Origin of the sequence: Actinocatenispora comari (assembly GCF_017312725.1) — a bacterium.
Lineage (GTDB): Bacteria > Actinomycetota > Actinomycetes > Mycobacteriales > Micromonosporaceae > Actinocatenispora > Actinocatenispora comari.
In genome coordinates, this window is record NZ_BOPO01000006.1 from 106743 (window position 1) to 130658 (window position 23916).

Annotated in this window: 22 protein-coding genes, 1 pseudogene and 3 riboswitches; of the genes and pseudogenes, 10 read left to right on the forward strand and 13 right to left on the reverse strand. The window is 69.1% G+C overall.

Annotated elements, in window-relative coordinates; all coding sequences use genetic code 11:
• Positions 1–2: 2 nt before the first annotated feature.
• The 6 genes from NUM_RS03330 to NUM_RS03355 form a co-directional block, all read right to left on the reverse strand.
• Positions 3–2393, reverse strand: coding sequence for an aerobic carbon-monoxide dehydrogenase large subunit (locus NUM_RS03330; protein WP_207123036.1), 2391 nt, complete (start codon positions 2391–2393; stop codon positions 3–5).
• Complete coding sequence (locus NUM_RS03335) at positions 2390–2959, reverse strand: (2Fe-2S)-binding protein (RefSeq protein ID WP_207123037.1); 570 nt, start codon at positions 2957–2959, stop codon at positions 2390–2392. The genes NUM_RS03330 and NUM_RS03335 overlap by 4 nt, the downstream gene beginning before the upstream one ends.
• A 2-nt stretch (positions 2960–2961) precedes the next feature.
• The gene (locus tag NUM_RS03340) at positions 2962–3840 is read right to left on the reverse strand and encodes an FAD binding domain-containing protein (protein ID WP_207123038.1); all 879 of its coding nucleotides are present in this window, start codon (positions 3838–3840) and stop codon (positions 2962–2964) included.
• A gap of 1101 nt (positions 3841–4941) precedes the next feature.
• Entirely contained in the window at positions 4942–5316 is a 375-nt protein-coding gene (locus NUM_RS03345; RefSeq protein ID WP_207123039.1) for a hypothetical protein, read from the reverse strand.
• Positions 5317–5936: 620 nt separating this feature from the next.
• Positions 5937–6671, reverse strand: a complete 735-nt coding sequence (locus NUM_RS03350) for a cation diffusion facilitator family transporter (RefSeq protein WP_207123040.1) — start codon at positions 6669–6671, stop codon at positions 5937–5939.
• A gap of 11 nt (positions 6672–6682) precedes the next feature.
• Positions 6683–7012: an ArsR/SmtB family transcription factor gene (locus tag NUM_RS03355; RefSeq protein ID WP_207123041.1), complete on the reverse strand. Its 330-nt coding sequence runs from the start codon at positions 7010–7012 to the stop codon at positions 6683–6685.
• Positions 7013–7767: 755 nt separating this feature from the next.
• Between NUM_RS03355 and NUM_RS03360 the strand changes: the two genes are divergently transcribed.
• The 10 genes and pseudogenes from NUM_RS03360 (at position 7768) to NUM_RS03405 (ending at position 15717) form a co-directional block, all read left to right on the forward strand.
• A complete protein-coding gene (locus NUM_RS03360; protein ID WP_207123042.1) occupies positions 7768–8406 on the forward strand; it encodes a TetR/AcrR family transcriptional regulator in 639 nt (212 codons plus the stop codon).
• 732 nt (positions 8407–9138) lie between these two features.
• Positions 9139–9711: an NADPH-dependent FMN reductase gene (locus NUM_RS03365; protein ID WP_207123043.1), complete on the forward strand. Its 573-nt coding sequence runs from the start codon at positions 9139–9141 to the stop codon at positions 9709–9711.
• A gap of 11 nt (positions 9712–9722) precedes the next feature.
• Positions 9723–10286 (forward strand): cysteine hydrolase family protein, encoded by a 564-nt coding sequence (locus tag NUM_RS03370; protein ID WP_207123044.1) that lies wholly within the window; start codon positions 9723–9725, stop codon positions 10284–10286.
• 42 nt (positions 10287–10328) lie between these two features.
• Positions 10329–10850, forward strand: a complete 522-nt coding sequence (locus tag NUM_RS03375; RefSeq protein WP_207123045.1) for an ABC transporter ATP-binding protein — start codon at positions 10329–10331, stop codon at positions 10848–10850.
• Positions 10851–10972: 122 nt separating this feature from the next.
• Positions 10973–11036: riboswitch (Fluoride riboswitch) on the forward strand.
• A 104-nt stretch (positions 11037–11140) separates the two neighbouring features.
• Positions 11141–11314: a hypothetical protein gene (locus NUM_RS03380; protein ID WP_207123046.1), complete on the forward strand. Its 174-nt coding sequence runs from the start codon at positions 11141–11143 to the stop codon at positions 11312–11314.
• A 50-nt stretch (positions 11315–11364) separates the two neighbouring features.
• Positions 11365–13330, forward strand: a pseudogene (gene acs / locus NUM_RS03385) (acetate--CoA ligase).
• Between the two features lie 67 nt (positions 13331–13397).
• Entirely contained in the window at positions 13398–13889 is a 492-nt protein-coding gene (locus NUM_RS03390; RefSeq protein WP_207123047.1) for an NUDIX domain-containing protein, read from the forward strand.
• Between the two features lie 386 nt (positions 13890–14275).
• Positions 14276–14336, forward strand: a riboswitch (Fluoride riboswitch).
• A 19-nt stretch (positions 14337–14355) separates the two neighbouring features.
• Positions 14356–14820 (forward strand): NUDIX hydrolase, encoded by a 465-nt coding sequence (locus NUM_RS03395; RefSeq protein WP_207123048.1) that lies wholly within the window; start codon positions 14356–14358, stop codon positions 14818–14820.
• 82 nt (positions 14821–14902) lie between these two features.
• Complete coding sequence (locus NUM_RS03400) at positions 14903–15187, forward strand: DUF211 domain-containing protein (RefSeq protein WP_207123049.1); 285 nt, start codon at positions 14903–14905, stop codon at positions 15185–15187.
• Positions 15184–15717, forward strand: a complete 534-nt coding sequence (locus tag NUM_RS03405) for a hypothetical protein (RefSeq protein ID WP_207123050.1) — start codon at positions 15184–15186, stop codon at positions 15715–15717. Before NUM_RS03400 ends, NUM_RS03405 begins: the two co-directional genes overlap by 4 nt.
• Before the next feature lie 60 nt (positions 15718–15777).
• On the opposite strand, the gene NUM_RS03410 is transcribed toward NUM_RS03405, so the two are convergent.
• The 7 genes from NUM_RS03410 to NUM_RS03440 form a co-directional block, all read right to left on the reverse strand.
• Complete coding sequence (locus NUM_RS03410) at positions 15778–16113, reverse strand: DUF190 domain-containing protein (protein ID WP_207123051.1); 336 nt, start codon at positions 16111–16113, stop codon at positions 15778–15780.
• Between the two features lie 101 nt (positions 16114–16214).
• Entirely contained in the window at positions 16215–18248 is a 2034-nt protein-coding gene (locus NUM_RS03415) for a proton-conducting transporter transmembrane domain-containing protein (RefSeq protein WP_207123052.1), read from the reverse strand.
• On the reverse strand, positions 18245–19024 hold the full coding sequence (locus NUM_RS03420; protein WP_207123053.1) for an NADH-quinone oxidoreductase subunit B family protein: 780 nt from the start codon (positions 19022–19024) through the stop codon (positions 18245–18247). The genes NUM_RS03415 and NUM_RS03420 overlap by 4 nt, the downstream gene beginning before the upstream one ends.
• Positions 19024–20520 (reverse strand): hydrogenase large subunit, encoded by a 1497-nt coding sequence (locus NUM_RS03425; protein ID WP_207123054.1) that lies wholly within the window; start codon positions 20518–20520, stop codon positions 19024–19026. Before NUM_RS03425 ends, NUM_RS03420 begins: the two co-directional genes overlap by 1 nt.
• On the reverse strand, positions 20517–21980 hold the full coding sequence (locus NUM_RS03430) for a proton-conducting transporter transmembrane domain-containing protein (RefSeq protein ID WP_207123055.1): 1464 nt from the start codon (positions 21978–21980) through the stop codon (positions 20517–20519). The genes NUM_RS03425 and NUM_RS03430 overlap by 4 nt, the downstream gene beginning before the upstream one ends.
• Before the next feature lie 4 nt (positions 21981–21984).
• Positions 21985–22650, reverse strand: a complete 666-nt coding sequence (locus NUM_RS03435; protein WP_207123056.1) for a hypothetical protein — start codon at positions 22648–22650, stop codon at positions 21985–21987.
• Entirely contained in the window at positions 22650–23612 is a 963-nt protein-coding gene (locus NUM_RS03440; RefSeq protein ID WP_207123057.1) for a respiratory chain complex I subunit 1 family protein, read from the reverse strand. The genes NUM_RS03435 and NUM_RS03440 overlap by 1 nt, the downstream gene beginning before the upstream one ends.
• Before the next feature lie 96 nt (positions 23613–23708).
• Positions 23709–23771, reverse strand: a riboswitch (Fluoride riboswitch).
• Positions 23772–23916: the final 145 nt, after the last annotated feature.

The following is a 23916-nucleotide window of genomic DNA, read 5'->3' on the forward strand; positions in this document are numbered from 1 at the left end:
TTCTAGATGGGTGGCGTGGCGTGCCCCTGCATCGCCTCCCAGACCCGGGACGGGGTCAGCGGCATGTCCAGCGCGGTGACCCCAAGCGGTTTGAGTGCGTCGATGACCGCGTTGACGATCGCCGGGGGCGACCCGACGGTGGCCGACTCGCCGACGCCCTTCGCGCCGATCGGGTGGTGCGGCGACGGGGTCACCGTGAATCCGGTCTCCCAGTCCGGTGTCTCCAGCGCGGTCGGGATCAGGTAGTCCATCAGCGATCCGCCGAGGCAGTTGCCGTCCGGGTCGAACGCGATGATCTCCATCAGCGCCATGCCCAGCCCGTCGGTGAGCCCGCCGTGCACCTGCCCCTCGATGATCATCGGGTTGATCCGGGTACCGCAGTCGTCCACCGCGACGAACCGCCGCACCTTCACCTGCGCGGTACCGGGATCGACGTCGACCACGCAGATGTACGCGCCGTTCGGGTACGTCAGGTTCGGCGGGTTGTAGGTGATCTGCGCGTCCAGCGAACCCTCGATGCCCTCCGGCAGGTCGCCGGCGCCGTGCGCGCGCATCGCGATCTGTTGGATCGTCACCGCCTTGCCTGGGTCGCCGGCCACCTGGAACGAGCCCTTCACCCACTCCAGGTCGTCCGGCGCGACCTCCAGCATCGCCGAGGCGATGATCCGGGCCTTGTCGCGTACCTTCCGGGCGACCAGCGCGGCCGCCGCACCCGACACCGGTGTCGACCGGGATCCATAGGTACCGAGGCCGAAGGGCGTGTTGTCGGTGTCGCCGTGCACCACGTCGATGTCGTCCGGCGAGATGCCGAGCTCCTCGCCGACGATCTGCGCGAACGTCGTCTCGTGGCCCTGTCCCTGGGACTGCACCGACAGCCGTACCACCGCCTTGCCGGTGGGGTGCACGCGCAGGTCGCAGCCGTCGGCCATGCCCAGCCCGAGGATGTCCATGTGCTTGCGCGGGCCGGCGCCGACCGCCTCGGTGAACGTGGACACCCCGATACCCATCAGCTCACCGTGCTCGCGCCGCTGGGCCTGCTCGGTCCGCAGCTCGTCGTACCCGGCGATGCGCATCGCCTCGCGCAGCGTCGCCGCGTAGTCGCCCGAGTCGTACACCCAACCGGTCGGCGTGGCGTACGGGAACTGGTCGGGGCGTACGAAGTTGTCCAGGCGCAACGTCGCCGGGTCCTGCTGCAGTTCGTCGGCGAGCCGGCTCGCCAGCCGCTCCACCAGGTAGACCGCCTCGGTGATCCGGAACGAACACGCGTAGGCCACGCCACCCGGTGCCTTGTTGGTGTAGACCGCGGTCATCTTGCAGTACGCGGCCTGCAGGTCGTAGCTGCCGGTGAACACGCCGAAGAACCCGGCCGGGAACTTTACCGGCGCCGCGGTGCCGTTGAACGCGCCGTGGTCTGCGAGCACGTTGGTACGGATGGCGAGGATCTTCCCGTCCCGGGTCGCCGCGATCTCACCGCGCATGATGTAGTCGCGGGCGAACCCGGTACTGGTCAGGTTTTCCGACCGGTCCTCCATCCACTTGACCGGCTTGCCGGTCAGCAGTGACCCGACGATCGCGCAGACGTAGCCGGGATAGATCGGTACCTTGTTGCCGAACCCGCCGCCGATGTCCGGCGAGATCACCCGGATCTTGTGCTCCGGCAGCCCGGCGACGATCGCGTATAGGGTGCGGTGCGCGTGCGGCGCCTGGGTGGTCGACCACAGCGTCAGCCTGCCCTCAACGGAGTCGTAGTCGGCCACGCAGCCGCAGGTCTCCATCGGCGCCGGGTGCACCCGCGGGTACACCACGTCCTCGCTGACCACGACGTCGGCGGACGCGAACACCGCTTCGGTGGCGGCCGCATCGCCGGTCTCCCAGTCGAAGCAGTGGTTGTCGGTCTTGCCCTCCAAGTCGTCGCGTATCACCGGCGCGTCCGGGTCGAGCGCGTGCCGGGCGTCGATCACCGGCGGCAGCATCTCGTACTCGACGTCGATCAACTCCAGCGCGTCCCGGGCCGCGTACCGGTCCTGGGCCACCACGCAGGCGACCTCCTGGCCCTGGAAGCGGACCTTGTCGGTGGCCAGCACCGCCTGCACGTCGTTGGACAGCGTCGGCATCCAGGCGAGCCCCTGCGCGGCCAGCGCCTCGCCGGTGATCACCGCCTTGACGCCGGGATGTGCCTCGGCGGCGCTGGTGTCGATCGACACGATCCGGGCGTGCGCCATCGGCGAGCGCAGGATCGCAAGGTGCAGCATGCCCGGTAGCTGCACGTCGTCGGTGTAGCGGCCACGCCCGCGGACGAACCGCGGATCCTCCTTGCGCAGCATCCGCCCGTACCCGACCGGATGCTGGTCGTTGTCGACGTGTGCGGCGGGCGGTTCGTGCACGGTGGTCATGACGCGCTCCCTGCCGGTATGGGCTGCGTCGCGTCGGCGGCGGCCGGTTCGGTGACGGACTCCGCGGGCGCGGCGGGTTCGTCCGCTGCCGCCGGTACCGCGCCGTCCGGGTGGTCGGCGGCCCACTGCACCGAACGGACTATCGTCGCGTAGCCGGTGCAACGACAGATCTGGCCGGAGATCGCCTCGCGGATCTCGGCCTGGTTCGGGTGCGGGTTGCGGTCGAGCAGCGCCCGGGTGGTCATCATCATCCCCGGCGTGCAGAACCCGCACTGCAACCCGTGGCACTGCATGAAACCCTGCTGGATCGCGTCCAACGTGCCGTCCTCGTGCGCCAGCCCCTCGACGGTACGTACCTCGTGGCCGCTGGCCATCGCGGCCAGTACGGTGCACGACTTGACCGGCTCGTCGTCCATCCAGACCACGCAGGCACCGCAGTTGCTCGTGTCGCAGCCCCAGTGCGTGCCGGTCAGCCCGAGCTCGTCGCGCAGGAAGTGCACCAGCAGCAGCCGGGGCTCGACCTCGCGGCTCACCTCAGCCCCGTTCACCGTCATCGTCACCTGCATGATCAGGACCTCCCGTCGACGATGCGCTGGACGGCGCGCCGCAACGTGCGCCGCGTCAACTCCTGCACCAGGTGCCGCTTGTAGTCGGCCGTACCGCGCATGTCGGTCGACGGCTCGCAGTGCCCGGCGGCCAGCGCGCCGGCCCGCTCGTACAGCTGCTCGCCCGGCGGCTCGTCGCGCAGCAACTCGGACACCGCGGGCAGTACCACCGTGTGCGGCCCCACCGCCGCGAATCCCACCCGTGCGTCGGCGATCAGCCCGCCGGCCAGCGTCACTGCGGCCGCGGCCGAGACGACCGCCCAGTCACCGGCCCGGCGCTCCACCTTCTCGAAGGCGGACGAGGAGTCGGGATGCAACGGGATCCGTACCTCGACGAGCATCTCTCCGTCGCCGACCGCCGTCTCGTACGGGCCCCGGTGGAACTTCGCCATCGGCACCACCCGCTGGCCGGAACCGTTGCGTATCACGCATTCGGCGTCCAGGCAGCTGCACACCGCGGACAGGTCCTCGGACGGGTCGGCCTGGCACAGCGAACCACCGATCGTGCCCCGGTTGCGTACTACCGGGTCGGCGATGACCCGTTCGGCGTCCCGGAAGATGGGCAGTACCGCGGCGAGCTCGTCGGACTCCAGCAGCTCGCGATGCCGGGTCAGTGCACCGAGACGCACCAGGTCCGGTTCGACCAGCACGTACCCCAGCTCGTCGTGCAGGTCGTTGATGTCGATCAGGTACTCCACGTCGGCCAGCCGCAGCTTCATCATCGGCAGCAGGCTGTGCCCGCCGGCGATCAGCCGCGCCGTCTCGCCCCGCCGTTCCAGCAGCCCGATCGCCTGCTCGACGCTGGTCGCGCGGTCGTATTCGAACGGTCCGGGAACCTGCATGACAGCCCCCTACACACGGTCAACCCGACTCGTCGTCGAGCCTCACCGCCGAGAACACACCAGCCGTCGACGCCCGTCAATCGCCAGATAACCAAACGCTTAAGTCCCTATCACAACCTGTTAGGACATGACTGAGCCGCGCGTTGACCGCCCAGCGAGCGGATCGCACGGCAGGCGTCTTCGTTCCCGCCGCTGTCGGGTCCCTGCGCGGACGATGGCGGGCTGATCGCGATCACCCCCACCCTCGACGGCACGAACAACTACTGACCCTGCATCCCGCGGACGTCTCCGGTGACCCGGTCGCCGCCGTCGAGCTGCTCCGCGGCGTACCGGCCGGATGCCGTCCTGGATCCCCGAGACGGTCTGACCGTGCCCCCGTCGCGCGGGAGACGGCCGGCCGCTTGTGGGTATCTGCCTGTTGGGCGATTACGGTTGAAGCAGCAGCGTGAGGGGTGGTGCTTCGATGGCTGACCGTGGGGTTCCGCGTTTTCCGGATCTCGACGTGGAGACGCTGTCGCTGGTGCCGGCCGCAGGTGGTGGACTGTCGGTTCGCGCTGGCGTGGTCAGCGGGCAGCTTGTGGTGGTTGTGCATGATCGGCGGAGGTGGCAACTCGCCGTGGCGCGCGATGTCGAACAGATCGGTCGCACCCAGGTCGGTGCAGGTCGAGCGGAACCGGCTCCGTCGCGTGGGGTATGGGGCCGTCGTCGCCAGTGGTGTGTCGCAGTCGTGTGCGGGTCACGAGTCGATTCTGTGGCGATTGTTCGTCGCGGAAGGCGGCTGCCTGTTCCGCTCGTCACGGTCGGTTCGGCCATGGTGGGTGCGGCTGTGGTCCGCGCGGTGCCTGGGCTGAGGGTGGTTGCCGTGGATGCTTCGGGTGCGCCGGTGTCGGACCTGATGATGGCCGAGTCGGGGCCACGACTGTGGCCCCGACTCGGGATGCCCCGCCGGTTCGCGCCGTATCACCCCGCCGGCAGGGGCGCGGCGTAGCGGAGCCTCAGCAGGTGATGTTGTTGATCTGCTCGTAGGCGTTGGCGGTCGGCGCGCCGACACGTAGGCGCGCACCATCGGATACGGCAACTCGACCATCCCCCGCTCGTCGATCAGCCGTCCGTAGATGCGGTGATCGTGTGCCGCTGCTTGCGCGGCGCGTCCAGATCCGCCCGCAGGATCTGATCGATGAACGGCTTGAACTCGTCCAGCCTCGAAGGCCGCGGCGGCAGCTTCTTCTTCCGCGGCTGCGGCCACGCCGACGCCAACGCCTCGACCACCCTGCGGCACCCCACCTGATACTTGCGCTCGATCGCGCGGCCCGACATCCCCGCGCGAGCATCACACCGGATCGCGGCATACAGGCCCGTCTTCGACACCGGCGGCATCGAACGCCCTCTCACCCGCAAGACCGCCTTATCGTCCCATCGACCCCGAGTGTTGTCGAAACTCGCGAACAACACGTTCACCACGTCGGTGGATGCCAACCTGCCTCACCGCTACCGCTACGCTGCGAGCTACCTCGTTGACATGATCAAGGCCGTATCAGCACCGCCCAGCGCAGCCCGTCGCGTGGTGGTGTCGAAACTTGCGAACATCGACCTTGGCCGTAATCGGCTGGTGTCGAGTCCCGCGAACAACTGGTGTCGTCTCACACGAACGAAACCACCGGGGCTTGGCATAGCGCCGCTTCACCGGTTGGCGATGGTCCATCCGGCCGCCTCGGCGCGCTGTGCCCAGGAGTGGGCGTCGCGGCCGTCACGTTCGAGTAGGGCAGCGTGCGTGCCGGCCCCGACAATCCGCGTCGAGAATCAGCATCTGGTCGGCATGACGGATCGTCTCGAGTCGGGGGGCGACGACGAGCATGGTGCCGGCCTCTCGTACGCGCGCCAACGGCGCCGGTGATGGCGGTAGGGTTGCCGCCGTCGACGGCGGCGGACTCGTCGACAAGTGACACGTTCACCGGAAGGGCAAGTGAGACGGCATCGGCGCTGGTGGCCCACCGGCTGCGATCCGGATCGACTCAGCGTCCGTTGGGGTCCGCTTCCGGGCGTGCTGGGCTCGCGCCGTATCCCGATATTGTTCGGTGCCTGTCGGGTTGCAGGTGTCAAGGGCAGCAGTCACAGTCGGCGACGCGCCCGCAGCTGTCGGCGTCGGCCGGATCGGCGGCGAGGACGCTGCCGGCGGAGGCGCAGCAGCCCTTGCCGTGCCAGACGCCGATGCCTTCGTTGACCGCCAGGCCCGCGATGATCAGGGCAGCGAGGGGGTCTGCCCACCACCAGCCGAACAGGCTGTTGACGGCAAGGCCGACCAGCAGCACCGCGGACAGGTAGGTGCACAGCAGGGTCTGTTTGGAGTCGGCGACTGCACTGGCGGACCCGAGTTGACGGCCGGCGCGGCGCTGCGCATACGACAGGCCGGGCATGATCACCAGGCTCAGCCCGGCCAGGACCAGCCCGACCGTGGAGTGTTCTGCCTCGGTAGTGCCCAGCAGGGTTCGGGTCGACTCGACCAGCACGTAGGCGGCCAGCGCGAAGAACGAGAGGGCGATGGCCCGCAGTGCCACCCGCTCGCGCCGCTGTCGAACGTGGGGGTCGGAGGCGGAGAACTGCCAGGCCACCGCCGCGGCCGAGGACACCTCGATCACCGAATCTAGCCCGAACGACACCAGGGCGGCCGAGGATGCCACCGTACCGGCCGCGATCGCCACCACCGCTTCGATCACGTTGTAGGAGATCGTGGCGGCTACGAGCCCCCGAACTCGCCGAGCTAGCACCACCCGCCGCTCCGGCGAGTCGGTTACCACCAGCCGGTACGTGGACAGCCGCTCAGCCAGAGTCATGCGCGAGGTCATCAGCAGCATCCCGTCGTGTCGGCCTCGGCGCACGCGGTTGGGTCGACGGCAAGCACCAACCCGAGCAGATCCCCCAGCGCGTGCCCCAGTCTCGCGTCGGCCAACTCGTACCGAGTCCGCCGCCCTTCCGGGACCGCCACCACCAGCCCACAGCCCCGCAGACAGGCGAGATGGTTGGACAGGTTCTGCCTGCTGGTGCCCACCAGCTCCGCCAGTTCGGCTGGGTACGCCGGCGCGTCACGCAGCGCCAGGAGCAGGCGTGCGCGGATCGGGTCGGACAGGGCATGGCCGAAGCGTGCCAGCACCTGACCGTGTGTCGCGGTCTCCATGCCCGATACAGTACATCAATTGATGTATTCATCAAGCCATGTACTGAGCGCCAGTGCCCAGCGTCATGGGTGCCCAGCGTCGGCCGGTACCCGTCGTCGTCGAGGTTGGCTGTCTCGCCGTCGACGCCGACGGAGTGAGTGCCGTAGAAATGGACGTCCTCGTGGTGTCGGTACCTCGAACCAGTCGGCCGCGACGTCTAACGCCCCGCTCAGTCCTGGCTCGTCGGTCGCGCTGGCGCGCAATGCCAGCCCCGCAGCGCCTCCGCTTCCACGCGGGCTGCCCTCTCGGACCAGGCCGATACGGCGTCCGGCACGTCCTCGACCGCGAACCGGCGGCCCGTGGCCCATGCCGATCCCGACCCGACGCCGAGCACGAACGTTCCAGCGGCTTCTAGTCCATGATCAGCGCGGTCAGGTTGCCGCCAAACACCAGCTCCCGTACTTGTACGCCGATCCCAACGCCCCGAGGCTTCGCACGGCGTCTGGTCACAGCGACAGGTGGGTGCCCATCTCGATCATCACCAGAGCCCGACCAACACCACGCCCGGGCCAACCAACACGGCGCAGCCCCACGGCGGCAGCTAGCCCGCAGACTCCGCCACCTACCACGAGCGCGGTACCTGGCATATGCATGCTTCCTTCACTACGCGCCGTGCTTCGGTAGCCCGCCCTCGGGGCCAGCGAAAAAGTGTACAGACTGTGTACTTAATGCTCCTACCTACAAGGTAGGCTTCCCTGGGAGAGGAGCGGTGCCAATGCCGTCGAAGTCGATCGTGGAACCGATGAACGCCCGGAGCCGTCGTACGCGAGAGTCGCTGCTTGCTGCGACCCGCGCAATCCTGGAGGAGCAAGGTTTCGAGGCGTTGAGCATGACGGCGGTGGCGGATCGTGCCGGGGTAACGCGCAGAGCCGCGTACTTGCACTTTGCGACGAGGGCTGAGCTGGTCGGGGCGCTGTTCGACTACGTTGCCGCCGAGGAGGGCCTCACCGAATCCCTGCGCCAGGTGTGGGAGTCGCCAGACGCACCTAGCGCACTAGACCAGTGGGCTCGGCATCTGGCCAGCTATCACTCCAGGTTGCTGCCTATCGACCGGGCTCTGCAGCGTGTCCGCGATCACGATGCCGACGCGGCCGCTCACTACGCCAGGGTGACCGCCGAGCAGATGCGGAACTGTCGTCGCCTGGCGCAACGACTCAACCAGGAGCATCAACTCGCTGAGCCATGGACAGTGTCATCGGCCCGGGACATGCTCTTTGCGCTGGTCTCTTCCGACCTGATCGGGGCATTGCTGGAGGATCGGCGTTGGTCGCGTCGACGACTCGCCGAGCATCTCAGTGTCTTGTTCCGTTCAACGTTCGTCGCCACGTCGAACGGTGGGGAATTCGCTGGCTGAGCACAGCAGAGAGGTGCCCGACCCCGCTGCGGCGGCGCCCATATTCCCTGTGCTGGCACGATCAGCTGTCGCTCACGGGCCCGCCCTGGAAGATCCGACCGGCTCGGCGTCTACACGAGCGCGAGCCTGAGGGTCCGCGTCGACCAATGTGTGGCGCGCCGATCGGCTACCCAAGCATCTGCGGCGACTGGACGACGCGCGCTGCTTGGACGAATGCCCATAGCGGCCGACAGGCTGGCTCCGGCGCTGGCCAGCCAGGCGCCGTCTCGACTGCCAGAGCCGAGACTGCCGATTCGGTCGATACACGGTTGTCAAGACATGCTTCTCCCCATCTCGCGCGCACTGCAAGCTGGAGAGAGCATCGACTCGGCGCGGCCGGCCGTACTGGAAGGGGTCGGGCACATGCCGCAGCTCGATCAACCTGAGCTGCGGTTGACGGCGGTGGCGCACTTACCGGCCTGAACTGGCCTCCGCCTGGCGAGCGCCGCATACGCGTGAGGGGGGCTGCTCGCGCCATAGCCCCGGGCACTGCTTCCCCTTGACACCAACGGATGCACTGCATGATCGCCTCAATGCGCGGTCGGCGCGACACCCGAACCTGGATGCGACAACCAGGTTCCCCTCCTTGGCACCAGGGAACTCCGCGAGTACCGTCACAAGTATACATGGCGTGTAGTTAACGCTTGGAAGACAGTGCATCTAGTGATCCGACATCGACCTCGGGAGGGTTCGATGACACGCATCGCCATCATCGTGGGAAGTACTCGCCCAGGACGCAAGGCACGGGACGTCGCAGAGTGGATCCACAGCATCGCGATCCGGCGGACTGACGCCGAGTTCTCGATCGTAGACCTGCTCGACGCCGCGCTGCCGCTGCTCGACGAGCCCATTCCGCCGGCCGCCGCGCAGTACCGCCACGACCACACACGCCGGTGGGCGACGACGGTCGACCAGTTCGACGGATACGTCTTCGTCACGCCGGAATACAACCACTCGACGTCCGCCGCGCTGAAGAACGCCCTGGACTTCGTGTACGCCGAATGGACCAACAAGGCAGCCGGATTCGTCGGATACGGCGTGTCTGGTGGTACCCGGGCTGTGGAACATCTCCGCCTGGTCATGGCCGAGCTGCAAGTCGCCGACGTTCGTGGGCAAGTGGCGCTCTCGCTGTGGGACGACTTCAGCGAGAGCGGCGTGGTCACTCCTCGTCCTCAACAGGCCGAAGCCGCTGCCGCCATGCTGGGCCAGCTCGTCGCCTGGTCGACTGCGCTGCGATCTGTCCGCGTCCATCAGCCGGTGCCGTGATGCGACCGCACATGCCCGGCGAGCACACGGCGCCAACGGGCACTGCGCTGATCGTGGTGGACATGCAGAATGCCTTCGTTGCCCGGTCCGCCGCCCCCGAGACCCGCAACGGACGGCCCCTCGTCGCGGAGGTCAACGCACGTATCAATAATGCCATCGAGCGAGGTTGGCCCATCTTTTACACCCGCGACATCGGCCCGTGGCAGCTGCCGCCGGGCGACCCTGACGGCCAAACCGTGCTGTTTCCTGGCCTGCAGATGCACGGCGACGTTGTCCCAAAAGGGCCCGGCAAAACCGGAGGCATGTCGGGGTTCGTCCTGCACCGCAACGGACCCGGCTCTGGTGGACTCAGCGATCTCGCAGCGCGCCTGAACGCCACTAGTGTTGATGCGGTGGTCGTGGTCGGTATCGCGGCCGACGTGTGCGTCGCTGCAACCGCCCACGACGCGTTACGGCTCGGATACCGCGTCACAGTCGATCTCGGTGCCTCTGCGTTCGTGCACGCACACCCCGACGGCGACCAGGCGGCAATCGCGGATCTGGTTGACGCCGGCATCCTCATCACAGGTGCGTAGTGCTCTCAGAGCACCTTGCACCACAGTGTCGGGGAGGTCGGGATGCCGTGCACGAACACGGTCGGGCTGGTCGGAGCCAACGGAGCAGGCAAGAGCACGCTGCTGAGGCTGCTCAGCGGCGGGCTGATTCCCGACGAGGGAGACGTGACCTGCCGAGCGCCAGCAGAGATACGGCGACAGTTCGATGCGATCGTCGCCTACTCGCAGCTCGCCGAGTTCATCGACTCCCCGGTGCGCTACTACTCGTCCGGGATGAAAATGCGCCTCGGGTTCGCCTTGCTCACCCAGGTGCCGCATCCGGTGCTGCTGATCGAGGAGGCGCTGGCGGTGGGCGATCAACAGTTTCGTGAGAAGTGTTACCGAACGATCGAAGCTATGCTCGCCGAGCCAGGACGGACCCTGGTGCTGGTCTCCCACAACGAATCCGACCCGCGCCGTTTCTGCAGCCGGGGCATCTGCCTGCGGCAGGGTCACGTCGTCGCGGACGGACCGCTAGAGGTGGCGCTGAGCGCCGCACGGCAACCTCCCGCGCCACAAGACACCACAGCTCCGCTGGCTGGGTGATGCCGCCCGATCGCCAGCTGTCGCCTCCCGACGACCCCGCGGGAAGCCCACCCGACGGCGCTCAGGATGGTCACGGTCCGCTGGCGCCGAGCTCTTGCGTTGCCGCAGAGGCTGGGGGACAGTGGAGGTACGGCGATGGGGCTCGCCGTCAATCGCGGGATTTCCGCTGACGGCCTCTACCAGGCGAGATGGTGGGGGCCCGCTATGCGCAACATGACTCTTCGCCTCCCCGCCCGCCCGCCTCGGCCGCCGGTCGTGCGGGTGGCGCTGCGAGCTTGCTGGGACGAGCCATGGCCACACTGACGCAGCTGCGGATCGTGGTCCTGCAGACCAAACGAGACCTCTGGTGCGATCGCTGCGTGGCGACCTGCGCGGTGCAGATCATCTACGTCGTCGAGGAGTCCGGGCGCGTCCCGAACGCGGTCGGTGGGCTGACCTACTGCGAGGTGTGCGAGCAACGCTGACCCGGCCCCGGGCAGGTGGCCGGCACGCGGTGAAAGCGAGGCGATCTTCGGTGGCTACCGACGAGACACTCTCCGATCTGCTGCATGAGACCCGCCGGTTCCCGCCGCCCGAGGACATCGTGGCGACGGCGAACATCGACGCGACGGCCTATCAGCGAGCGAGCGCGGACCGGCTGGCGTTCTGGGAGTCGGCCGCCGAGCGGCTGAGCTGGGATCGGCGCTGGGATCGTGTACTGGACTGGGATCCGCCGTTCGCCGACTGGTTCGGCGGCGGCGAGCTCAACGTGGCGTACAACTGCCTCGACCGGCACGTCATCGCCGGGCACGGCGATCAGGTCGCCTACTTCTGGGAAGGCGAGCCGGGCGATCGACGCACGATCACCTACGCGCAGTTGCTGCGTGAGGTCTGCCAGGCCGCGAACGCGCTCACCGAACTGGGGGTGGTGGCGGGCGACCGGGTGGCGATCTATCTGCCGATGATCCCCGAGGCAGTCGTGGCTATGCTCGCATGCGCCCGGATCGGTGCACCGCACACTGTGGTGTTCGGCGGGTTCTCCGCCGAGGCGCTGGCCAGTCGAATCATCGACTGCGACGCGCGCGTGGTGATCACCGCCGACGGCGGGTACCGGCGAGGCCAGGCCAGCGGACTGAAGGTCAACGTGGATGGGGCGGTCGCGCACTGCCCGCAGGTGCGCACCGTCCTGGTGGTCCGCCGCACCGGACAGCCGGTGGGGTGGGACGACTCCCCGGACGTGTGGTGGCACAAGCTGGTCGACCGGCAGCCGACCACGCACACACCGGATCCGTTCCCTGCCAGCCACCCGTTGTACATCCTTTACACCTCGGGCACCACAGCCAAACCGAAAGGCATCCTGCACGGCCACCGGCGGCTATCTGATCTTCGCGGCATGGACGCACTGGGCGGTGTTCGACCTCAAGCCCGACGACGACGTGTACTGGTGCACCGCCGACGTTGGTTGGGTCACCGGCCACTCCTACATCGTGTACGGGCCGCTGGCGAACCGCGCCACCTCGGTGCTGTACGGGGGCACGCCCGACACGCCCGGCCGGGGCCGTTGGTGGGATCTGGTCGACCGGTACGGCATCACGATCCTCTACACCGCACCCACCGCGATCCGTACCTGCATGAAGTGGGGCGAGCAGATCCCGGCCGAGCACGACCTGTCGTCGCTGCGGCTGCTGGGCACCGTCGGTGAACCGATCAACCCCGAGGCGTGGATGTGGTATCGCCGCAACATCGGCCACGACCACTGCCCCATCGTGGACACCTGGTGGCAGACCGAGACCGGCGGCATCCTGATCAGCCCGCTGCCGGGCGTGCAGGCGACCAAACCCGGTTCGGCGATGCGGCCGCTGCCCGGGGTCGAGGCCGCGATACTCGACGATGCCGGCCTCCCGCTGCCCCGCCGGGACGCGGCCGGCTACCTGGTGCTGACCGAGCCGTGGCCGGGCATGATGCGCACCATCTGGGGCGACGACCAGCGCTACCGCGAGGTGTACTGGTCGCGCTTCCCCGGCGTGTACTTCGCCGGCGACGGCGCGAAGTGGGACGCCGACGACGACATCTGGCTGCTCGGCCGGGTCGACGACGTCATGAACGTCTCGGGCCACCGAATCTCGACCACGGAGGTGGAGTCCGCACTTGTCTCGCACCCGCGGATCGCCGAGGCGGCCGTGGTCGGCGCGCCGGATCCGACCACCGGCCAAGCGATAGTCGCGTTCGTCATCGCACGCTCCGGCGACGATGCCGGGGACGGCGACGAGCTCGCCCGGGCGCTGCGCGGCCACGTGACGGCACAGATCGGGCCGATCGCCAAGCCCGAGCAGATCCTCGTCGTCCCGGAACTACCGAAAACGCGCTCGGGCAAGATCATGCGCCGGTTGCTGCGCGATGTCGCCGCCCACCAGGAACTGGGCGATGTCACCACCCTGACCGACAGCACCGTCATGGACATCATCAGGGATATGTTGCCCACCGCGGCGCAAGAAGACTGATCTCGGACAGGCGTTTTCCGAATCCGTGCCGAAACGGTCCGGCCAAGCAAAGGGCAGCGGAGCTGAGATGAATGCGAGCGACGAGCAGGTACCGGTGGTCGAACGCGACGCCGTGCGCTGCGTGGTGGTAGACCGGGAGGGGCTGGTGCTGTTGCTGCGCTCAGCCGCAGGTTGGGAGCTGCCCGGCGGCGGCATCCGCCCCGGGGAGAGCCTGGTCGATGCCGCGCGGCGCGAGTTGGCCGAGGAGACTGGCCTGGTCGTCGACGGCGACCAGGTCGGTGAACCGACCTGGTCACGTCAGACGACGTTTCGAGCAGGATATCTCCGGCGGCTGCAGGCCGAGCGGATCGTGCGGGTGGCCGTGGATGCCAGTGCCCCGGCGGTTCGAACTGGCGGCCGGCACCTCGCGGGTCGGCGCCCTGATCAGGCGTATCGGTGGTGGCCGGTGGCCGACGTACGCGAGTCCAGGCAGCGCTTCTATCCGGGGCGGTTGCCTGAGTTGTTGGTTGCGTTTCTCGACGACCAGCGGATCGTGGAACCGTTCGAGGCGTGGTCCTAGGCCGGCATCGGGAGCCGAAGAGACGGGCCAGCGCCGGGTCACCGGCAAGAACCGGGAGCACTACCTCGTGCGCGGTGGATTCCTCGGTGGTGATCAGGCCCCGTCGCAGTGCCTCGCGTTTGAGCGCAAACAAGCGTTGGTCCACCGACAAGCCCGCGCAGTGTCGCAGGGCCGGGTAGATGCCATCAGCCGGGCCGGCGAAACACGGGCTTCATCGCGTGCTGCTGGTGATCAGGCTAACTGGCTGGGGCGAGCCACGCCAGACTCCGCGAGTGTCGGCACCAGGGACGGATGGGCGCACGCTCGGCTGACGCCACCGGATTCGGCCGGTATGCTCGATCATGGTGGCGTTGACCGTTGGCCCGGCAGGACCAGGGATTCCTGTGCGCCGCCACGGCGATGAGGCTCGCCGGAACTGCGGACAACGCTGATGGCCTCTGCCCACCCGATCCCGGGAGGCAGCGCCATGGAAGACTCCGGCCAGATCGTCGTCCGTTGCTCGGCTGCGGTGTTCCGCGGCCGGGATGTGTTACTGGTCCAACGCACCGACCTCGGGCCAGGCGACTGGGTGCTTCCGGGCGGGAATCCCGCGCCCGGTGAGACGCTCACCGCCTGCGTGCTGCGCGAGGTCGCCGAGGAGTGCGGCCTGACCATCCACGATCCGCGCATCGCGTTCCTGCTCGAGGTCATCCACCCCGGCACCCGGAACAGAACCATCGACATCGTCTTCACCGTCAGCGAGCCGATCTGGCCGCCACCGCCACGACCGGTCGAGCACGACCGAATACCGCGCTTCGTTCCGGTCGATGCGTTGGCGGAGCTGACCCTGCGGCCCCCGCTGGAGCACCAGCTTCGACAGCTGGTCGCCAACGACCTGTCGGCGACCGCCCCGTACCTGGGTGATCTGTGGCAGCTCGGCGTCGACCGGTGAACTCAAAGCATCCCGGCCGGCCGGCCGGGCCGGCACCCACGGACCCCGACCCGCGCCGGGGCCGCCGCAGCAGGGAGGAACGATGCCCATTCGCCGCCTTGGACTCGACGTCGACAAGGTGCTTGACCGGCCGGGCCAGGTCGAACTGGCACAGGCGATCGAGCGGTGCGCCGGCGTCGAGGCGGTCAACGTCACGGTGACCGACATCGACATCGAGACCGTCGGGATGGACGTGACAGTCGTGGGTGACGACATCGACGCCAACGCGGTCTACCGAGCGATTGAGCAGACCGGGGCGGTCGTGCACAGCATCGACGAGGTCGTGGCCGGCAGCTACCTGGTCGACCGGATCCTGCGAGCGCGATGAGGCGAACGGCACGGGTGCCGACGCTGCCGTTGGTGCTCGGGTTCACCGACGGGCTGCTGAACGCGCTTACGCTGGCCGCCGGCGCGATCGTCGGTTCCGGCGCTCCGATCGGCTACGGCCTGGCGCTGCGGGTCGGCGTCGCCGCGCTGGTGACCGCCGCGTTCACCATGGCCGTGGCGGACTACGCCGACCGCCGCGCCGAGCTGGTCCGTGCCTCGCACGAGCTCAACCTGACCGTACGGGGCCGGCTGGTCGCCACCCGGCTGGGCCGCCGGGCGGTCGCCGAGTCCGTCCGTTCGATGACGATCGCCGCGCTCGCCAGCTTCCTCGGCGCGCTGCTGCCGCTGCTGGCCGGGGCGCTGTTACCGCGCCTGTCCTGGTTGGTCATCGTCTTCACGATCGGCGCGCTCGCCGCGCTGGGTACCATGATCGCCGGCCTGACGGCCGGCAGCAGAGCACGGTGGGGAATCCTAATGGCGCTGGGCGGCGGTGCGGTCACCCTCATCGGCATCCAGCTGCACATCACCTGACGTCCGCGACACCAGGGTGAACGACCAGGCCAAGGGGTCTCGTTGAGCCCGGGTCGTGCGTCATTCGTCATAGCGGTGGTGCACGGCGCGGACCTCGTCGACGATTGCGACGCCGCGCGTGACCAGTTCCTCGACCTGGGGCAGGAACGCCTCGATCTTCTCCGGCCGATCGATGATCATGATCAGTGCGGGCAGGTGTTCGGTCAACGAGAGGATCCGGGTGGTGTGGATCCGCGACGAGGCGCCGTAGCCCTCGATGCCGTGGAACACCGAGCAGCCAGCGAGCCCGGCGGCATGCGCCCGGTGCACGATCTCGGTGTACAGCGGCTTGTGGTGCCAGTGGTCGTCCTCGTTGATGATGATGGTCAGCCGCAGCGCTGTTCCGGTGAGTTTCATGGCTCTCCTCAGCGGGTGCCTCGGGTACGGATGCCGGAGTCGGGACCCGGTCCCGGCAGCGGGGAGCCGTCCGTCACTGCCGGGACCGGGAGTCGGTGGTGTCAGGCCATGGCGGTCACCACGGCGAGCACCGCTACCAGGGCGATCAGCATGTACGTCAGGTACGCGTCCAGCCGGCCGGACTGCAGTCTTCGGCCGTAGCGGGCGAGCGCCAGCACCGGACGCATCAGCGGTCGGTACACGAACCGTTCGACGACCTCCACCACGTCGGTGGTGTAGCCCAGGTGCGCGCCGGCAGGCCCGCGGCGCCGGTCGCCGGTTCGGCCGCCGGTGGCGCGTTCCAGCGTGGTCAGGCTGTTGCGGGTCAGCAGCAGGTTCGCCAGCACCTTGCGGGTCGGATGCGCGTAGCCGAAGGGCGTGTACTGGTCCTCTCCCTCCACCCCTTCGGTGGCCGAGCGCCACGCCGGCACGGTACGCACCCGCAGTAACGAGCCGCGGCTGACCGCGATGGCGGCCACCGCCACCGCTCCGGCCATGGCCGGCAGCACGATCCACAGCCAGGACGGCGAGAGGATCGAGAAGTCGGCGTACACCGGTTGCAGCACCCACGGCGACTTGAGCGCGTCGCCGGTCAGCACCGCGGGAACCAGCGGCGACAGGCCCCGGGACAGGACCCGTACCCCCAGCGGGCTGACCGCCGCCAGGCCCAGGCAGCCCAGGGCCAGCACGGCGAGACCGACCCGGCCGGTCCAGCGCAGTTCGGTCGGTTCGGCCACCGGCGTGGGCCGCCGCGGTCCGAACACGGTGAGGCCGAGAATGCGCACGAACGCGACGCTGGCGAAGCCGGCGGTGAGCGCGATCAGCGCGCCCGCGGCGGCCAGTGCGAGCCGGAAGCCCAGCCCCTCGACCCGGAACTGCTGCATCGTCGCCTCCAGCAGGAACCACTCGGAGACGAATCCGATGCTCGGCGGCAGACCGGCCAGGGTGAAGGCGCCGACCGCGAGTCCGCCGCCGCTGAACGGCAGCCGGCGCACCACGCCGCGCAGGTCTTCCAGTTCGTCGCTGCCGCAGGCGGTCTCGATCGACCCGGCGGCGGTGAACAGCAGCGACTTGGCCACCGCGTGCGCGACCATCTGCAGGCTCGCGGCGAGCAGTCCGATCGCGACCATCCGCGGGTCGTGCCGGTCGGCGCCGATGAGCGCGACCGAGTACCCAACGACGATCAGACCGGCATTCTCCACGCTGGAGTAGGCGATGACCCGGGACAGCCGGGTCTGCACCGCGGCGTGCGCGATGCCGAGGATCGCGGTGAACCCGCCGAGCAGCAACAGCACGACTGGCAGCCAGGCCGGTGGCGCGCCGAGCAGGCCGAGCGTGCGCCACAGTCCGTAGAAGCCGACGTTGACCGCGACACCGGACATCAGCGCGCGCACTGGGCCGGGAGCCGCGGAGTAGCCCGGAGGCATCCAGACGTGACCCGGCACCAGCCCGACCTTGACCGCGAACCCGGCGACCAGCAGCACGTACGCCGCCGAGCGGCCGATCCCGGCCGGGGCGCCGGTGAGCGCGAACGTGCCGGTCGTCGCGTACAGGGTGAGGAAGCCCAGCAGGACGAGTTGCCCGCCGCCCTTGCCGAACACAAGGGTGAACAGGCTGTCGGTGACCGTGCCCCGGCGGCCGCGGTGGTAGCCGGACATCAGGAAGAACGCGAAGGTGAGCGTCTCCCAGGCGAACAGGAACACGAACGAGTTGTCCGCGGTCACGATCACCGCGCACGAGCCCAGCGCCAGCGCTGTGGCGGTACCCAGGGCGCGGTGGGTGAGCCGGCCGGGCAGACGGGCCCAGCTCGCCAGCACCAGGCACACCGGCGTGGCGACCGCGAACATCAGCAGCAGGAACAGTCCGGACAACCGATCCGTGGCCAGCGAGGTGGCGCCGAAGATCGCTACGCCGTCGAAGCCGAGCCGAAGCTCGTGCCCGGCCACCGCGGCGGCGCCGACCACGCTCAGGCAGGCCGAACCGGCCGCCGCGCCGGCGAAGGCGAGCCACGGCGCTCGGCGTAGCACGACCGGTAGCAGGTCGAGGATCCCGGCCACGGTGAACACGGCGAGACCGGCGAGCAGCAACGCGGTCATGCGGTCACCTCCCGTCCTGCCGGTACCCGGCCGAGCGCGAGCAGGATCGCGTGCAGCAGGGTGAAGGGTGTCGGCGGCGAACCCGGTACCCACACGTCGATCGGCAGCAGCGCACCGACGCCGCCGGACGTGGCGTAGGACGGGCTGACGAGTCCACCGCTGATCGCATCGGCACCGACGGCGATGGTGACCACCGGCCGCGGCATCGCCTCCAGGGTGCGCGCGATCGGCGCGATCATGCCGCGGGCGCCCGCGCCGGTGATCATCAGGATGTCGGCGTGTCGCGGACTCGCGGTGAAGAAGATGCCCAGCCGGTGCACGTCGTACACCGGGTTGAGCAGCGCTTGGATCTCCCACTCGTCGGAGCCGTCGGAGCCGGCGTCCAGGTGCCGGACGTGCACCGACCGGCGCAGCCGCCGGACCCGGCGGGCCAGGTCGGCGCGCAGCGCCGACAGCGCGTCGTCGTCCTCCGGTTCGTCGCCGACAACCAGCGTCGCCTGGTCGGTCGCCGCAGTCTCGCTCCCGGCGGCCCAGGAAAACACCTCGGGATGGGCACGGACGCAGGAGCCGCACAGGATGCACCGGCCGCGGTCGAGTCGGACGCCGCCCTCGTCGGCCTCGATCGCACCGGTCGGACACACTCCAGCCACGCCGGGCAGCCGCGCCGCCGGATCCACGACACCCACGGCCGCGGGGAAGCTCGACTCGTAGGCGTCGGGGCGACGCGGGTAGCGCGTGGTCACGACACCGTTGCGCAGCCCTCGCAAGACCCACATCACAACGCCACCCCCGCCATGGACAGTCCGAAGCTGGCCTCGATGAACGCGAAGTCGGTGAGCACGTCGCCGTTGAACGTGTGCGAGAAGACCGCGAGGTTGTGGAACGACGCCGAGCGTGGCCGGCAGCGCCGGATCCGGCCGTCCGACACTTCCAGCACGTACAGCACCTCGCCCTGCGGCGCCTCCGCCCAGCCGATGCCGCGGCCGTCGGCGAACCCGACCGAGCGGCACAGCGGGGTAGCTGGATCCATGGTGGACAGTTCCGTGACGATCTGATCGATGAGCGTGCAGGCGTCGTCGATCTCGTCGAACCGGATCTGCAGCCGGGCCCGGGCGTCGCAGCTGACCCAGGGCGTCGCCGGCCGCCACACCAGCTCGTCGTAGGCGTCGTACGGACGGCGGATCCGGTCGTCGTCGGCCAGGCCGGAAGCTCGGCCTACCGGGCCGAGCGCGCCGTGGTCGATGGCCAGGTCGGTGTCGAGCACTCCGGTGTGCCGCAACCGGTCGATGAACGACGACGTGTTCATCAACAGCTGTGCGTCCGGCATGATCCCGGAGGCCAGTGCGCTCATCTCGGCGCGAATCCGGTCGGGGCGCAAGGCCGGCAGCGCACGGACCCCGCCGGGCACGACCACGCCGCGGCCGAACCGGCTGCCGCAGAGCCGGCCGACAAGCCGCAGCACCCGCTCCTTGTGCGCGCCGAAGCGGGCGGTGGCCACCGCGAGGCCGGCCGCGTCCGCGAGCCGCATCGCCACGTCCAGATGGTTGGCGATGCGTTCCAGCTCGGCGTGCAAGGTGCGGATCAGCCGAGCCGGCCGTGGCGGCCGCACCCCGCCGAGCGCCTCGACCGCGTGCGCGAACGCCAGCGCGTGCGCGACGCTCGCGATCCCCTCGACCCGTTCGGCCAGTAGCACGCCGGTCGCGGCGTCCATCCCCTCGAACCGCTTCTCGATCCCGCGATGCTTGGCGTAGACCCGTACCCGCAGCTCGGGGATGTCCTCGCCGGGTGTCTCCACCAGGAACTCCACCGACTCGCTCACGCCGGAACGCACCGGCCCGTGCGGGATGGTGAACAGGCCGGTGCCCACCACCAGCCGCGGCAGGATGTGCTCGTCCGGCTGGATCGACCAGGGCGCACCGGGTCGGCCCGGCACCGGTCGTTCGCTGTCGTCCGACAGCGGCAGGGTGAGCGGATCAAGCCGCGGGTGGCCGGCCGCGGTGACCCCGAACAGGTCGTGCAGGTCCCGCTCGTACCAAAACGCCGCAGGGATCCGGGGCGTCAGCGACGGGTAGCTGGTCGTGCCGGGCGGCAGCACCCAGTCGAATGGTTCAATCGTGTCCGGGGTAGCGAGCAGTGCCGTAAGTCGCAGCCCCTCATCAGTGTCGGTACCCATCAGCGAAGCGAACCGATCGCCGGCGTCCAGACGGTCCGCCAGTCGATCGACCAGCACGGTGTCGTCGTCCATCTGCGTGTCCAGCACCTCGTTGCTCATCGGCCCACCCTGGTCAGCTCGGCGACGGCTCGGTCGATCAGGGTGGACAGCTCGCCGGGAGGGTGGATGCCCAGTACCGCCAAGGCGACCAGGCCGATGGCCACCGGAACCACCATCCAGACGTTGAGCTCGCCGCGAGCGACGGCGGCCCCGGACGGGCTCGGCGAGACGACCATCCGGGTCACTCCGACCGCGAGGCCTAGGAAAGCCAGCGTCACGAGCACCACCAGCAGCGCGGTCATCGTGTGGCTGCCGCCCCGCAGCCCGCCGGCGACGATCAGGAACTCGCTGCGGAAGATGCCGAACGGCGGCAGCGCCGACAGCGCCAGGATCACCAGCAGGAACGCCGGTGCGCTGAACGGCAGCACGTTCATCCCGCCGCGGATGCCGGAGATCTGCTTGGTGCCGAACTTCTGCACCAGCGTCCCGGCGCCCATGAACGCGTTGCCCTTCGCCGCCGCGTGCGCGAGCACGTGCAGCATCGCGCCAGCCAGCGCCAGCGGCGCGCCGAAGCTGACCGCGATCGCGAGGATTCCCATGTGCTCGATCGACGAGTACGCCAGCATCCGCTTGATGTTGCGCTGCTGCAGCAGGTACAGCGAGGCGAGCAGCAGCGAGGCGACCCCGAACACCAGCAGCACCATCTGCGGGAAGGTGTGCCCCAGCGCAGCACTGGCCACCTGGAAGTACCGCAGCACCGCATAGAAACTGGTGGCCAGCAGCGCACCGGACAGCAGCGCGGAGACCGGCGTCGGCGCCTCCGCGTGCGCGTCGGGCAGCCAGGTGTGCACCGGTACCAGGCCGACCTTCGTGCCGAACCCGAGCACCGCGAGCACGAACGACAGCCGCACCGCCGTGTCCGGCAGCCGCCCGGCCGCGGCCAACAGCGGCGAGAACGACAGGTCGTACGACTGGCCGAGCACGCTCGCCCCGGCGTAGTACAGGAAGATCGTGGCCAGCAGCGCGATACCCAGCCCAGCCGAGGCGATCAGCACGTACTTCCAGGACGCCTCGGTGGCCCCATCGGTGCGGTCGATCGCGACCAGCAGCGCGGAGACCACGGTGGTGATCTCGATGGCGATCCACAACAGTGCGAGGCCGTCCACCGCCGGCGCCCACAGCATCGACGCGGCGAACACGTTGAACCCCAAGAAGAACCGGCGGGAGTACCGGTCGAAGTGCGGCTCGTCCTGCTCATCGCGAAGGTAGCCGATCGCGTAGACCGCGACGGTCGCATAAACGAACGAGGTGGCGAGCAGGAACACCATCGAGATCGCGTCGACCCGCAGGAACCCGAACCGGATCGTGTGGCCGGCGACGGTAGGCACCAGGCACACCGCGAGCACGAAGCTGGCCGCACCGGCCACCACCGTCGCCACCCGCGCGATCCGGTACGGCGCAACTGACAGGCCGGCGGCCACCACCGGAACGATCAGCAGAGCCAGCAGGACGATGTGCACGATCTCACCCCCGCAACCGGGTCAGCGCGCTGGTGGACAGCGACGAGGTGCGACCGTGGTGCACGCGCATCAACACGCCGAACACCACCACCGCGACCAGCAGGTCGAACAGGAACGCCACCTCCAGGATCAGCGGCAGCCCGGCGGCCACCACCAGGCTCGCCAACGACACGCCGTTCTCCAGCGAGAAGAACCCGATCGCCTGGGAGACCACGTCGCGGCGCACGATCATCAGCACGAACGCGACAAGGACCACCGCGATCGACAGCGACAGCGCCGTGGTCGGCAGCACCCGGCTGTGGATGCCCAGCGCGCCGACCGCGAAGAAGCCGAACCCTGCCACGACGATCGACACCAGTACCGAGGTCGCCACGCCCAACGTGCCGCTGCCAGCGATCTCCTCGCTGGTGTCGCGCAGCAGCCGGGTCACCACCAGCGGCACGATGACCACCTTGAGCGCCAGCGACAGCCCGGCCAGCGCGTACAGCTCCGGTACGTCCCGGCCGGCCGCGACGATCGCCGCGAGCGCCGAGACCACCAGCGACTGCAGCGCATAGAGCCGGACCTGGTCGCGCAGCACCGCTTGGCGCAGCATCCCGAACTCGGCCAGCAGCACCAGCACGGCGACCACGTTGGCGCTGCCCTCGAACACGCCCGGTACCGGTTGCATCAGCCACCCCCGAGGTACAGCGTGAAGACGGCAACGACCGACAACAGGAAGGCGGCCGAGACGAAGTCGGTGATCTTGAACAGGCGCAGCTTGGCGAACGAGTCGTCGATGACCGCCACTGCGGCGCCGACCACCAGCGCCTTGCCGACCAGCGTCACGATCGCCAGCGCCACGGAGCCGATCGCCGCGCTGGACGCGAGCCCCCACGGCGCCAGGAACACGTTGATCAGCAGCGTGTACAGCACCAGTTGCTTGCAGGCCGAGCCCCACTTCAGCAGCGCCAGGTAGGGTCCGGAGTGCTCGAACGAGCGAGCCTCCTCGATCATGCCGAACTCGTTGGTGCCGGTGTGCGTCTCGACCGGGATCCGGCCCGTCTCGTACAGGATGACCAGGAACAGCGCACCGGCGGCGAGCAGGTGCGCCGGGCGCACGATCTGGCTCGCCGACGAGCGCACAGTGGCGGCCAGCGCGTACGGCAGGTCGGTTCCGGTCACCAGCGCCACCGAGAACACCACGAACAGCACGACCGGCTCGGTGATCGCGGCGAACGTCTTCGACCGGCTCGCGCCCAGCTGCGCGTACGGGCCGCCGGTCTGCAACGCGGCCACCGCTACGACGAAGCTGCCCAGCGACAGCACGAACCCGCCGCCGAGGATGTCGCCCATGTACCCCCAGGGCAGGCCGAAGGTGGTCAGCACGGGGATCAGCAGCGGCACCGTCAGGTAGCAGGCCATGGCCACGATCGGCGCTGCGAGAAACCAGGCGTTCACCCCGGCCGGCGCGAGCGACTCCTTCGCGAACAGCTTCGCCAGGTCGTAGTAGGGCTGCAGGATCCGTGGCCCACGACGCCCCTGCAGCCGCGCCTCCAGCTTGGCGATCACGCCACTGATACCGGGTGCCGCGACCAGGATCGTCAGCGGCTGCAGCGCCTGAACGGCGGGGATCGGGAGCAGCAGACTCATCGCCCCACCCCCAGGGGGTGGGGCGCCAAGTGGTTGCCGGCGCTGCCGGCATCCTCCTCAGTCTCTTCAGCGAAAACGGGCACGCTACCTCCACCAGATCTGGTAGAGGCCATCAGCGGATGTCCCGCGGTTTCGGCGAGCCCCATCGCCTGATCACCAGTCTGCCCAACGCCCCTACGCAACGCAAGCTATTCGACCGGTCGACTCCTCCGAGTCGAATTAGGGCAATTCGCCGCGGCCGCGGTCGTGCCGGTTGCGCCGCACCGGTCGCCGCCCGCGTGCTGCCGCCATGATCGGGTAGCCT

Excerpts from the sequence above, each read along its gene's own strand:
- NUM_RS03330 (WP_207123036.1), bottom strand. The coding sequence starts at position 2,393 with ATGACCACCGTGCACGAACCGCCCGCCGCACACGTCGACAACGACCAG.
- NUM_RS03335 (WP_207123037.1), bottom strand. The coding sequence starts at position 2,959 with ATGCAGGTGACGATGACGGTGAACGGGGCTGAGGTGAGCCGCGAGGTC.
- NUM_RS03340 (WP_207123038.1), bottom strand. The coding sequence starts at position 3,840 with ATGCAGGTTCCCGGACCGTTCGAATACGACCGCGCGACCAGCGTCGAG.
- NUM_RS03350 (WP_207123040.1), bottom strand. The coding sequence starts at position 6,671 with ATGACTCTGGCTGAGCGGCTGTCCACGTACCGGCTGGTGGTAACCGAC.
- NUM_RS03355 (WP_207123041.1), bottom strand. The coding sequence starts at position 7,012 with ATGGAGACCGCGACACACGGTCAGGTGCTGGCACGCTTCGGCCATGCC.
- NUM_RS03360 (WP_207123042.1), top strand. The coding sequence starts at position 7,768 with ATGCCGTCGAAGTCGATCGTGGAACCGATGAACGCCCGGAGCCGTCGT.
- NUM_RS03365 (WP_207123043.1), top strand. The coding sequence starts at position 9,139 with ATGACACGCATCGCCATCATCGTGGGAAGTACTCGCCCAGGACGCAAG.
- NUM_RS03370 (WP_207123044.1), top strand. The coding sequence starts at position 9,723 with ATGCCCGGCGAGCACACGGCGCCAACGGGCACTGCGCTGATCGTGGTG.
- NUM_RS03375 (WP_207123045.1), top strand. The coding sequence starts at position 10,329 with ATGCCGTGCACGAACACGGTCGGGCTGGTCGGAGCCAACGGAGCAGGC.
- NUM_RS03380 (WP_207123046.1), top strand. The coding sequence starts at position 11,141 with ATGGCCACACTGACGCAGCTGCGGATCGTGGTCCTGCAGACCAAACGA.
- NUM_RS03390 (WP_207123047.1), top strand. The coding sequence starts at position 13,398 with ATGAATGCGAGCGACGAGCAGGTACCGGTGGTCGAACGCGACGCCGTG.
- NUM_RS03395 (WP_207123048.1), top strand. The coding sequence starts at position 14,356 with ATGGAAGACTCCGGCCAGATCGTCGTCCGTTGCTCGGCTGCGGTGTTC.
- NUM_RS03400 (WP_207123049.1), top strand. The coding sequence starts at position 14,903 with ATGCCCATTCGCCGCCTTGGACTCGACGTCGACAAGGTGCTTGACCGG.
- NUM_RS03405 (WP_207123050.1), top strand. The coding sequence starts at position 15,184 with ATGAGGCGAACGGCACGGGTGCCGACGCTGCCGTTGGTGCTCGGGTTC.
- NUM_RS03410 (WP_207123051.1), bottom strand. The coding sequence starts at position 16,113 with ATGAAACTCACCGGAACAGCGCTGCGGCTGACCATCATCATCAACGAG.
- NUM_RS03415 (WP_207123052.1), bottom strand. The coding sequence starts at position 18,248 with ATGACCGCGTTGCTGCTCGCCGGTCTCGCCGTGTTCACCGTGGCCGGG.
- NUM_RS03420 (WP_207123053.1), bottom strand. The coding sequence starts at position 19,024 with ATGTGGGTCTTGCGAGGGCTGCGCAACGGTGTCGTGACCACGCGCTAC.
- NUM_RS03425 (WP_207123054.1), bottom strand. The coding sequence starts at position 20,520 with ATGAGCAACGAGGTGCTGGACACGCAGATGGACGACGACACCGTGCTG.
- NUM_RS03435 (WP_207123056.1), bottom strand. The coding sequence starts at position 22,650 with ATGCAACCGGTACCGGGCGTGTTCGAGGGCAGCGCCAACGTGGTCGCC.
- NUM_RS03440 (WP_207123057.1), bottom strand. The coding sequence starts at position 23,612 with ATGAGTCTGCTGCTCCCGATCCCCGCCGTTCAGGCGCTGCAGCCGCTG.